An 11,995-nucleotide genomic window follows, 5' to 3' on the forward strand; every position below is an offset into this window, starting at 1 on the left:
CTAATTATTAAGTGATGGGCAAAATACTACATATAAACCGATATGCGGTATATAATATTGGTAATATGCGCAAAAGTTAAAAAATTATTATGCAATTCTTCCTAATTTTGTTTCCAATTTTTTGTATTTTTATTGTCGGTTTCATCGCTCAAAAAACGCTTAAATTTGATATTGCTAACCTATCGAAAATGTCACTTTATGTGTTGTCTCCTTTTTTGGCTTTCAAAACATTTTACACACATACTTTGACGGTTAATTATCTTTTTTATACTGTTTATCTTTTTTCACTGTGTTTTATTTTAGTTGGTATCGTTTACTTATGTGGTTTATTGATGAAATGGCGAGCCAAAGAATCTTGTGCGATGGTACTAAGTTCATGTTTTATGAATAATGGTAATTATGGAACCCCCGTTATTTTGACTTTTTTTGGGGAAATTGGTTTTGATCTAGCTGTGATTATCATGGTATTACAACAGTTTGTTATGAGTACTGTTGGTATTTACTATGCCGCAAAAGGTAGTAATTATCCTGATATGGTAAGCCAAAAGGCAGTATTGAAAAAAGTGATTCGCATGCCTATTGCTTATGGAGCATTACTTGGCATTATATTTCAGGTTTGTCAAATTCCATTATCAACCGCCGTACTAAATTCAATAGCTATGATTGGCGATGCATCTATTGTGGTAATCATGATTATATTAGGAATGCAATTAGCTACTTTAACTATTAAACAAATAGAGTATGCTAAGATTAGCATTGCATTAACAATTAGAATGATAATTTCACCATTGATTTCAGTAGCATTAGTTTATTTTTTACCGATTGATCATATGTCGAAACAGATTTTGATTATTCTTTCTGCGATGCCTAGTGCAGCTAATACAACACTGATGTCGGTACAATTTAATACTAAACCCGAGCTCGTTTCAAGTTCAACGTTTATCAGTACCCTATTAAGTTTAATTACCTTACCAATCGTACTTTGGTTAGTCGGCACACCTGTTCCATTTTAAACTGAAATGCGCAGGAACTGCTAATGATTAGCATGCTAATCTAGCAAGTTTGCGCTACTGTAATGAAAGTTTTTTCTAATCAGATTATACCGTTTAGTTAAGTAACAGTTTATTAATGATAAGTTATCAGTTAAAGGTAAAAACGGGTATGTAGTAAACATAAAAGGCTGTGGGGCATCGCCCCATTTAATCGATTAAGTTTTTAGTTCGATAATGATAGTTCTTCTAATCAGATTATGCCCTTTTAGCTAAATAACAGTTTATTAATAATTTATCAGCTAAAGGTAAAAACGGGTATGTACTAAACATAAAAGGCTGTGGGGCATCGCCCCACTTAACCGATTAAGTTTTCAATTCGATAATGATAGTTTTCATCTAATCAGATTATGCCCTTTTAGTTAAATAACAGTTTATTAATAATTTATCAACTAAAGGTAAAAACGGGTATGTAGTAAACATAAAAGGCTGTGGGGCATCGCCCCATTTAATCGATTAAGTTTTTAGTTCGATAATGATAGTTCATCTAATCAGATTATGCCCTTTTAGTTAAATAACAGTTTATTAATAATTTATCAGCTAAAGGTAAAAACGGGTATGTAGTAAACATAAAGGGCTGTGGGGCATCGCCCCATTTAACCGATTGAGTTTTCAGTTCGATAATGATAGTTCTTCTAATCAGATTATGCCCTTTTAGTTAAATAACAGTTTATTAATAATTTATCAGCTAAAGGTAAAAACGGGTATGTACTAAACATAAAAGGCTGTGGGGCATCGCCCCATTTAACCGATTAAGTTTTCAATTCGATAATGATAGTTTTCATCTAATCAGATTATGCCCTTTTAGTTAAATAACAGTTTATTAATAATTTATCAGCTAAAGGTAAAAACGGGTATGTAGTAAACATAAAAGGCTGTGGGGCATCAACCTACTTTAAGTATTTTAGTGTTTCATCACTTAACTTATTAGTTAAAGATTGCTGACTATTGAGAATCCTTTGTTTATATTCAAGAACCGCGCTATGATAGATTAAATAAATTTATAAAGTTTTTCACCCACTATGGAGAAATGAATAATGAAACTATACTATAGCCCTTTTGCCTGTTCACTTACCCAGCATATTTTACTCTGCATGTCTGGTCTTAATTATAGCGTAGAAAAAGTTGACCTAAAGACTAAAAAAACCGAACATGGTGCTAATTTTTATGATATTAATCCAGAAGGGCAAGTACCGACACTTGAACTTGATGATGGTACCATTTTGACAGAAAATATTGCGATTGCACAATATATTGCCGATAAAGCAACAGATGCTAAATTAATTGCGCCTGTCGGAAAGATTGAACGCTATCAAACGCTTTCATGGCTTAGTTTTGTCGGCACCGAATTACATCCTGCATTTTTACCATTATTTAAATCAGATTCAGAATCTGTCAAAAACGCAGCATTGATCGTTTTAGAAAAAAAATTAGCCCATGTTGAACAGCATTTAACTCATCGTCAATTTATTGCAACCAATTCCTTTACTATTGCTGATGCATATCTTTATGTGGTGCTAAACTGGCTTAAATATTTTAAATTAACTCAGGTTTATCCAGCTATTGAGCAATATGTAAAACATATTGAAACAATACCGGCGGTACAACAAGCTGTAGCACTTGAAAGTAAATAAGTTTTAGTGGGGCGATGCCCCACATCCCTTTGTATTTATTAAATACCTGTTTTTACCTTTAGCTGATAAATTATTATTAATAAACTGTCACTTAACTAAACGGTATAATCTGATTGGATAAAAACTATCATTACCATACTGGGAACTTAATCGGTTAAATGGGGCGATGCCCCACAGCCTTTTATGTTTACTACATACCCGTTTTTACCTTTAGCTGATAAATTATTATTAATAAACTGTTAGTTAACTAAACGGTATAATCTAATTAGATGAAAACTATCATTACCATACTGGGAACTTAATCGGTTAAATGGGCGATGCCCCACAGCCTTTTATGTTTAGTACATACCCGTTTTTACCTTTAGCTGATAAATTATTATTAATAAACTGTCACTTAACTAAACGGTATAATCTAATTAGATGAAAACTATCATTACCATACTGGGAACTTAATCGGTTAAATGGGGCGATGCCCCACAGCCTTTTATGTTTACTACATACCCGTTTTTACCTTTAGCTGATAAATTATTATTAATAAACTGTTAGTTAACTAAACGGTATAATCTAATTAGATGAAAACTATCATTACCATACTGGAAACTTAATCGGTTAAATGGGGCGATGCCCCCCTTATATTTATAAACTTCAGCATTTTTCTATGACTGATGCCCTACCTGTAAAACGCTATCAATCGACCATACAGAAAATAACTAGATTGAAAATAATAGCTTTGCTTAAGATTTGAAAAAGCAATTTCGTGAACACTAGTGGCTGTGCGACCACCTTCTACAAATATTAACTTTTACATTTTGCTATAGGTTTTATCTTCGGTTGACGTTTAATCGATAACACTGTACCAATAGATGACATGATAATTAAACTAATTGAAAACCACTGATTGGTTGATAGTTTTTCTTGTAAAAATAAAAAACCAGATAAAGCGCCGAGTACCGGTGATAAACTCATCAAAGTGCTGAACGTTAAAGCGGGTACTTTAGGTAGAGCAATCACATCTAAAGCGTATGGTATTGCCGATGCTAACACTGCCACAATAAATGCTAAAGGCAAAACATCGAGCGAAAACATTGCCATCCCGTTATGCCAAACACCAATTGGGAAAATAATACAGCAGACTAGACCTGAAGCTAGAGCAACACTTGAACTACCTTGCAATTGTCCTGCTTTACGTCCAGTAAGGATATATAATGCCCAGCAAGTCCCTGCACATAATGCCAAAATTATACCGTAAATATCTAAGCTGGTATTAGCCTGATGCAGTGGTAATAATAAGACTAATCCTACAATGGCGATAGCTAACCAAACAAAATCCAGAAGTTTACGCGCTGAGAACATCGCGACCACAATAGGTCCGGTTAATTCAATTGCAACAGCAATCCCTATCGGGATTCGAGCAATTGCTGAATAAAAACTTAAGTTCATAAAACCAAGAGATAGTCCGTATAAAATAATATACTTCCAAGCTTGTTTACTGATTGGTTTACGCCATGGTTTGAAAATGAAAATTAACATAATTGACGAAAAAAATAGTCGCCATGCTGTCATGCCTTCTGGTCCGAGGATAGGAAACAGATGTTTAGCTAGTGATGAGCTACCTTGTACTGAAGCCATGGAAATTAAAATAATAAAAATGGGGGTAAAACGTCTTAACATTTTTTATTGTTCCGTATGAATTAATCGCTTAGGAAACAAAGTTTGACCAATAACTTCGCCCATCCCAATAAAGGTTTGGTGTTGATAAATTCTTACCAATGATGTTCTTCCCTGATAGGGTTCATCAAAGTGGATTTGCTGACCTAATAAAATCGCCTTAGCTTGCTGAGCATTAAGTTCAATATGATCATAATCAAATACTGGACTATCAACAGGCAATAAAAGTGCATCTAATAATGATTGATTCACACTATGTTGATGCAAAAAATCCAAAGAAACCATTTTTTCTGAAGGATAGGTGGAAACTTGTAAGCGCCTCAAATAAATTACATGCGCGCCACAACCGAGTTGTTCCCCCAAATCATCAATAATCGTCCGAATATAAGTTCCTTTAGAACAGTGAATTTCAAGTTCTAATTGATTATTGTTCAAACTAATAAAACGATTTTCATAAATGGTAATAGGTCTTGCTTCTCGGGTGACAGTTATGCCTTGTCGAGCATACTCATATAATGGTCGCCCTTGATATTTCAATGCTGAAAACATGGTGGGTATTTGCATTACATCGCCACGAAAATGAGGTAACACGGCCAAAATATCTGCTTCATTAATTTTGACAGTTTTTTCAGCGACTACTTGACCATCAGCATCCGAGGTATCTGTCCTTATACCTAATTGTGCAATAACCCGATATCGTTTATCGGAATCCAAAAGATATTGCGAAAACTTGGTCGATTCACCAAAACATATAGGTAACATTCCTGTTGCGAGTGGATCTAATGCCCCAGTATGTCCAGCTTTTTGAGCATTAAAGACATTTTTAACTTTTTGTAATACATCATTAGAAGTCATACCTTGTGGCTTATCTAATAATAAAACACCATTTAGGTTACGACCTTTTTTTCTTCTTGCCATATATTAACGACCTGAACAAATATAAAAACACACATCCACAGTAAATTTATCGCGCTAAAACAAAACATATTCTCGCTAAAATAAGTTTACAAACCGATGAATGAGTAAATAAATTTTATGTTTATCACTAAAACAAATAAATCCCTTGTTAGCACAGTAACAAAGGATTTAATGATGAATAAACTTAACCAACATAAAAGTTAATCTTGATGTCGATTTTTGTCCTTTTGAACCACTTGGCTGACTAAATTAGACATGCGCATCCCTTCTACTAACGATTCATCATAAAAGAATTTTAGTTCGGGAATAATTCGCAGTTGCATTGCCTTCCCGACTAATGAACGAATATACCCTGTGGCATCGTTCAATACTTTTAATCCTTGAGTGACAACCTCTGGATCGCTATCATTAAGAAAAGTAACAAACACTTTCCCATAAGACAAATCTCTGGATAGTTCAACACCTGAAACAGTTACCATACCAAGACGAGGATCTTTGATCTCTCTTTGCAAGATAATGGCAATTTCTTTTTGTAATTCATGACCAACACGTTGTGGACGAGTAAATGATTTCGCCATATGGTTGAATCCTCTTATTTGATGTCGTTTTGTGCCAATTGGCACAAAACCGAATAACATTACGTGAAAGACGAATCTTTCTCAAAAGTAAATTAGATAGTACGTTTAATTTCGATGGTTTCAAACACCTCAATCGAATCACCAACACGAACATCATTGTAGTTACGAACACCGATACCACATTCCATTCCATTGCGTACTTCATTAACATCATCTTTGAAACGACGTAATGACTCTAACTCACCTTCGTAAATGACCACATTGTCACGTAATACACGGATTGGATTGTGTCGTTTTACAACACCTTCAACCACCATACAACCTGCGATAGCACCAAATTTAGGAGATTTAAACACATCGCGTACCTCAGCCAAACCAATGATCTCTTGTTTATATTCAGGGGAAAGCATTCCACTCATCGCCTGTTTTACTTCATCGATCAGGTCATAAATAACCGAATAGTAACGTAAATCTAGATTTTCTGATTCAATTACTTTGCGAGCTGATGCATCAGCTCGAACGTTGAAGCCAAGAATAATTGCATTAGATGCGGCAGCTAATGATGCATCGGTTTCTGTAATACCACCAACACCTGAACCGACGATTTTAACTTTCACCTCATCAGTTGACAACTTAAGCAACGCATCAGAAATAGCTTCTACTGAACCTTGTACATCAGCTTTTAGTACAATATTTAATTCAGATACATCCCCTTCAGTCATGTTAGTGAACATGTTTTCCAGTTTAGCTTTTTGCTGACGAGCAAGTTTAACATCACGGAATTTACCTTGACGATAAAGTGCTACTTCACGTGCTTTCTTCTCATCTCGAACAACCGTTGCTTCATCACCAGCAGCTGGCACACCGGATAACCCTAAAATCTCAACAGGCATAGATGGACCAGCTTCAACCACTTCTTTACCTAGTTCATTACGCATAGCTCGAATACGTCCATATTCAAAACCACAAAGAACGATATCACCTTTACGTAAAGTACCGGATTGTACTAACACTGTCGCCACTGGACCACGACCTTTATCAAGGAATGATTCAATAACCACTCCACTTGCCATACCCGTTTGGATTGCCGTTAGCTCTAATACTTCAGCTTGTAATAAAATGGCTTCAAGTAACTGATCAATCCCAGTACCCACTTTTGCTGATACATGGACAAATTGAGCATCACCACCCCAATCTTCAGACATTACGCCATATTGAGCTAATTCACCTTTAATTCGATCTGGATCGGCCTCTGGTTTATCAATTTTATTCACTGCCACCACGATTGGCACATTAGCCGCTTTGGCATGCTGAATTGCCTCAATAGTTTGTGGCATAACACCATCATCGGCTGCAACCACGAGTACCACGATATCAGTCGCTTTTGCACCACGTGCACGCATTGAGGTAAATGCCGCATGACCTGGAGTATCTAAAAATGTGATGTCACCGTTTGGTGTACTTACATGGTAAGCACCAATATGCTGCGTAATCCCACCCGCTTCACCAGATGCCACTTTCGCTTTACGAATATAGTCAAGTAATGAAGTTTTACCATGGTCAACGTGGCCCATAATCGTTACCACTGGGGCACGAGATACCTTTTCAGCTCCGGTATCACGATCGCTCATTAGGGATTCTTCCAATTCATTTTCGCGACGAAGTACTACTTTGTGACCCATCTCTTCAGCAACAAGTTGTGCTGTTTCTTGATCTATCACTTGATTAATGGTTGCCATTGCCCCCATTTTCATCATAGTTTTAATTACTTCTGAACCCTTAACCGCCATTTTATTAGCCAGTTCTGCAACGGTAATAGTTTCTCCAATGACAACATCACGGTTAACCGCTTGTACTGGTTTATTAAAACCTTGTTGAATAGTACTTTTACCTTTCTTTTTATGACCACTACGAGTGATCGCACGCGCTTCTTCACGTTCGGCTTTACTTTCAGAAAGTTTGCTGCCTTTCTTCTGTTTCGTGATCTTGCTACCACGTCCGCGACCACGACCACTTTCTACTTCACGATCATTATCATCTTCTGCAGCGCGAGCATAAGCTGAAGTTGTCATATGATAATCTTCATTATCTTCCGTGCGTTCTTCAGCATTATCGTTATATTGCGCTGCTAGCTTACGAGCTTCTTCAGCCATTCGCTTCGCTTCTTCTTCAAGTTTACGTCGATTTTCTTCTTCGGCTTTACGTTTTATTTCGTTGGCTTCAGCTTCCAAACGAGCTTTTTCATCATGCGCTTTTTTAGCTTTTGAATCCAAATTAACTGCTTTTTCTTCTTTCTGTTGCTTTTCAGCATTAGCTTTTGCTAATTCAGCTTGTTTAGCTTGTTCCGCTTGCAATTCTTGCTCTTTACGTAATCTTTCGGCTTCTTCTTGTTCTTGTTTAGCTTTTTCTTCTGCTAATAAACGTGCCTTCTCAATAGCGGCTTTTTGTTCAGCTTCCTGACGCGCTTTTTCCTGCTCGGCAGCAATCTGAGCTGCGTCATGTTTTACAAACGTTCGCTTTTTACGGACTTCTATTTTAACTTCTTTACTTTTACCACCTGAACCCTGAACATTTAAGGTTGAATGCGTTTTACGTTGCAAAGTTAATTTTGTCGGTGCTTGTTGGGGATTAAAGTGCGCCAATAACGCCTCTTTTTCCGCTTGAGTCACGGCATCCGTTTCCGTTTTATTAATACCTGCCTCGGCAAATTTTTGCAACAGGGTTTCCACTGGAGTATTAATCTCTTGCGCCAGTGTTTTTATCGATACTTTTGTCATAGGTAATTGTCTCTTCCTGTTACGTTTAAACTATTCGTTGGCAAACCAACAGATGTTACGGGCTTTCATGATCAATTCACCGGCTTGCTCACTTGTCAAACCTTCGATATCCGCCAATTCATCTATACCTTGTTCAGCTAACTCTTCCAATGTTGTAACACCATTAGCTGCTAATTTGTAGGCTAATTCTTGTGTTACACCGGGTAAATTGAGTAAGTCAGGAGCTGGCTGCTTCTCACCACTATGGGCTAATGCTAGATTGGTTAACGCATCTTTTGCACGACTTCTTAATGCTGTCACTAACTCTTCATCTAACCCTTCAATTTCTAACAATTCATCAACAGGAATATAAGCAAGCTCATCTAAACTACTAAAACCTTCTTCAACTAATAAAGTAGCAAGATCTTCCTCAATATCAAGATGCTTCATAAAGTTTTTTATAGCAGCAAATGATTCTTGATGATGTTTTTCCTGCAATTGATCGGTGGTCATGACGTTTAAAGTCCAACCTGTTAATTGGGATGCTAAACGAATATTCTGCCCATTGCGCCCGATCGCTTGTGGTAAGTTTTCTTCATGTACCGCAATATCCATCGTATGTTTATCTTCATCAACAACAATTGAAACAACATCTGCTGGAGCCATTGCATTGATAACATACTGTGCAGGATTATCATCCCATAATACGATATCGATACGTTCACCACCAAATTCGTTAGAAACCGCTTGTACACGTGCACCGCGCATACCAACACAAGCGCCGACGGGATCAATTCGACGATCATTACTTTTCACCGCAATTTTAGCTCTTGAACCAGGATCACGCGCCACACCTTTGATGTCGATCATCTCTTCACCAATTTCAGGCACTTCTATACGGAATAATTCTTCCATCATTTGCGGATTAGAACGACTTACAAATAATTGTGCAGGCTTATTTGGATGCTCAATTAAATATAAAATACCGCGTACACGATCACCAATACGGAAATTTTCTCGTGGTAACATATCATCACGCATCATCATCGCATCGGCATTATTACCCAAATCAAGGATTACACTATCACGATTAGTTTTCTTAACGATACCGGTTACGATCTCACCAATACGATTACGGAACATATCAATGACCATCGCACGTTCCGCTTCGCGAACTTTTTGTACAATCACTTGTTTCGCTGTTTGTGTAGTGATACGGTCAAATGCAATCGAATCGATCTGCTCATCAACGTAATCACCAATCTTCTTAGACGGATCTTCATATTGCGCCGCTTCTAAGGTGATTTCTCGCAATGGCTGGGCAACCTGCTCAACGACAGTCCAAAGACGGAAAGTATCATAATCCCCTGTTTTACGGTCAATCTTTACAACGACATCAATGTCTTGTCCATTTTTCTTTTTTGTTGCGGTTGCCAGTGCTGATTCTAAAGCTTCAAAAATCTTCTCTCTTGATAACGCTTTTTCATTAGACACGGCTTCAACAACCGCTAAAATCTCTTTATTCATCCTGTTCTACCTACTTATCTATAATTTGTTAAATTAGGTTCAAAATTTAGGAACGATATTGGCTTTTTGAATATTGCTTAAAGCGAAAACTTCATCTTTACCGTCAATAGTTAAGGTAATCATTTCATTATCTGCCACTGATTTAATCGTTCCTTTCCAATTACGTCTGTTAGCCACGGCAATACGTAATGACACACTTATCTCTTCACCTATAAAACGACGATAGTGCTCAATAGTAAATAGTGGGCGATCCATTCCCGGTGACGAAACTTCTAAGTTATAAGCTGTTGTGATCGGATCTTCAACATCTAAAACAGCACTAATTTGGCGGCTCGCATCAGCGCAATCATCAACCGTTATGCCATTTTCGCTATCGATATAAACGCGTAAAATTGGTAAACGGCTACGTATGTATTCAACGCCAACCAATTCAAAACCTAAAGCCATTACTGGCCCTTGAATAATATTTATTAATTGTTGTTCTAAATTAGTCAATGAGACCTCCACAACACCATTACAAAATAAAAAAGGGCATAAAGCCCAACTTAATCAATAATCCATTAAATTCAGTAATAATACTCCACCAGACATTAAAAAACCTCGACAAGCGAGGCTACATTTAAGATTCTGCAATGAAGCCACTTTACTGTAAAAACATTAAATAACTTTGTTATTTAATAAATTCAAGTGGTTGCGGGGGCTGGATTTGAACCAACGACCTTCGGGTTATGAGCCCGACGAGCTACCAAGCTGCTCCACCCCGCGATAGATGTGCTAAAATTATACGCTTTTCCGCTAAAAATGCAAATATAAATTTACCCCAATTTTAAACGTGAGTTTTGATTGTTTTCGACCAAATTATCATTTAAATTAATAACCAATATACAACTTTTTACTAATCAAAATACGATAGAGGTAGTGTTCATAGCTTTATGGCAATATTTTCAAGCTAAATTTAACCTAATATCCCAATAAATATCATTCACTATTTTACCAATATTCAATTTCTCTGGTTATTGTTACCTTAGGTTCTACCGATATTTGATCTTTAGAATATTTTAGCGCTTTAATCCAATCCCCATACTGGTTATATTCAGTATAAAATATTTCATAAACATTTGAAATATTTTCTGAATTTATTATATCATGTTCTTCTTTGATCAATTGTCCTTTATGATTATAGAAAAAATAGTTAATCATCCTTACTATTATTTTTCCATTTACTGTCACTTTGGTCTCTTCCTTAGTTGGTAAATCACCATCCCAAGTAATATTCGCCTCCCAAATGGCTTTATTACCTACGCTTACAGTACGGATTATTTTACCGTTTTGTATGAAATAAGTACTTCCATATTGATATTTATTATCAAAAATTGTCTGGTCATTAACGCCAATTAATCTAACAATCTCATTATTTTCATCTCTTATAATTGTTCCGCCAGTGATTTTAATTTGCAAAATGGGGAGTAAAAGATTAAATTTATTGTTATCCAGATCAAATTCTTGACTGGTATTTAATATTTCGAATTGAGGATCAAGATAATTCAACTGACTCTTTAAATAATCACCAGTGTTACTATTCTCAAAAACATTTACACTTAAACGCTTACCCTGCTCTTCTGTAATAATTTTTTGTTTTTTTATATAACGTGCATAAGGGGTGAGGTCTACTGAATTATTATTAAATGCTTTAATGCGGTCAAATTTTGATTGCGGGGATTTAGCACATCCAATCATAATTAAAGCAAGGATTAAATATAATCCACAACTGAAAAACTTCTTCATTTATTACCTTTTTATTTTTTTAATTCGGCTTAGTTGTATTTCGTTAAAAATTTTATCATAATGAAATTGTGTTGTTAATA

The 11,995-nt window shown here is 36.1% G+C and carries 9 protein-coding genes and 1 tRNA gene; 2 read left to right on the top strand and 8 right to left on the bottom strand.

Features of this window, described 5'->3' with window-relative positions; all coding sequences use genetic code 11:
- The first annotated feature begins 89 nt into the window (after nucleotides 1–89).
- Together FcAc13_RS08905 and gstA are read left to right on the top strand one after the other, a co-directional pair.
- Complete coding sequence (locus tag FcAc13_RS08905) at nucleotides 90–1,013, top strand: AEC family transporter (protein ID WP_187755870.1); 924 nt, start codon at nucleotides 90–92, stop codon at nucleotides 1,011–1,013.
- A 1,073-nt stretch (nucleotides 1,014–2,086) separates the two neighbouring features.
- Nucleotides 2,087–2,683: a glutathione transferase GstA gene (gene gstA, locus FcAc13_RS08910; protein ID WP_187755871.1), complete on the top strand. Its 597-nt coding sequence runs from the start codon at nucleotides 2,087–2,089 to the stop codon at nucleotides 2,681–2,683.
- A gap of 795 nt (nucleotides 2,684–3,478) precedes the next feature.
- On the opposite strand, the gene FcAc13_RS08915 is transcribed toward gstA, so the two are convergent.
- The 8 genes from FcAc13_RS08915 to FcAc13_RS08950 all read right to left on the bottom strand — a co-directional run bounded on the left by FcAc13_RS08915 (nucleotide 3,479) and on the right by FcAc13_RS08950 (nucleotide 11,915).
- Nucleotides 3,479–4,354, bottom strand: a complete 876-nt coding sequence (locus FcAc13_RS08915) for an EamA family transporter (RefSeq protein WP_187755872.1) — start codon at nucleotides 4,352–4,354, stop codon at nucleotides 3,479–3,481.
- Between the two features lie 3 nt (nucleotides 4,355–4,357).
- Nucleotides 4,358–5,269, bottom strand: a complete 912-nt coding sequence (truB, locus tag FcAc13_RS08920) for a tRNA pseudouridine(55) synthase TruB (protein WP_187755873.1) — start codon at nucleotides 5,267–5,269, stop codon at nucleotides 4,358–4,360.
- 200 nt (nucleotides 5,270–5,469) lie between these two features.
- Nucleotides 5,470–5,847 (bottom strand): 30S ribosome-binding factor RbfA, encoded by a 378-nt coding sequence (rbfA, locus tag FcAc13_RS08925; RefSeq protein ID WP_187755874.1) that lies wholly within the window; start codon nucleotides 5,845–5,847, stop codon nucleotides 5,470–5,472.
- Between the two features lie 92 nt (nucleotides 5,848–5,939).
- Nucleotides 5,940–8,624: a translation initiation factor IF-2 gene (infB, locus tag FcAc13_RS08930; RefSeq protein WP_187755875.1), complete on the bottom strand. Its 2,685-nt coding sequence runs from the start codon at nucleotides 8,622–8,624 to the stop codon at nucleotides 5,940–5,942.
- A gap of 30 nt (nucleotides 8,625–8,654) precedes the next feature.
- Complete coding sequence (nusA, locus tag FcAc13_RS08935) at nucleotides 8,655–10,130, bottom strand: transcription termination factor NusA (protein WP_187755876.1); 1,476 nt, start codon at nucleotides 10,128–10,130, stop codon at nucleotides 8,655–8,657.
- A 39-nt stretch (nucleotides 10,131–10,169) separates the two neighbouring features.
- Nucleotides 10,170–10,625, bottom strand: a complete 456-nt coding sequence (rimP, locus tag FcAc13_RS08940; protein WP_187755877.1) for a ribosome maturation factor RimP — start codon at nucleotides 10,623–10,625, stop codon at nucleotides 10,170–10,172.
- A gap of 193 nt (nucleotides 10,626–10,818) precedes the next feature.
- Nucleotides 10,819–10,895, bottom strand: a tRNA-Met gene (locus FcAc13_RS08945).
- Between the two features lie 225 nt (nucleotides 10,896–11,120).
- Complete coding sequence (locus tag FcAc13_RS08950; protein ID WP_187755878.1) at nucleotides 11,121–11,915, bottom strand: hypothetical protein; 795 nt, start codon at nucleotides 11,913–11,915, stop codon at nucleotides 11,121–11,123.
- Nucleotides 11,916–11,995: the final 80 nt, after the last annotated feature.

It is taken from the genome of Frischella japonica (assembly GCF_014489845.1).
Lineage (GTDB): Bacteria > Pseudomonadota > Gammaproteobacteria > Enterobacterales > Orbaceae > Frischella > Frischella japonica.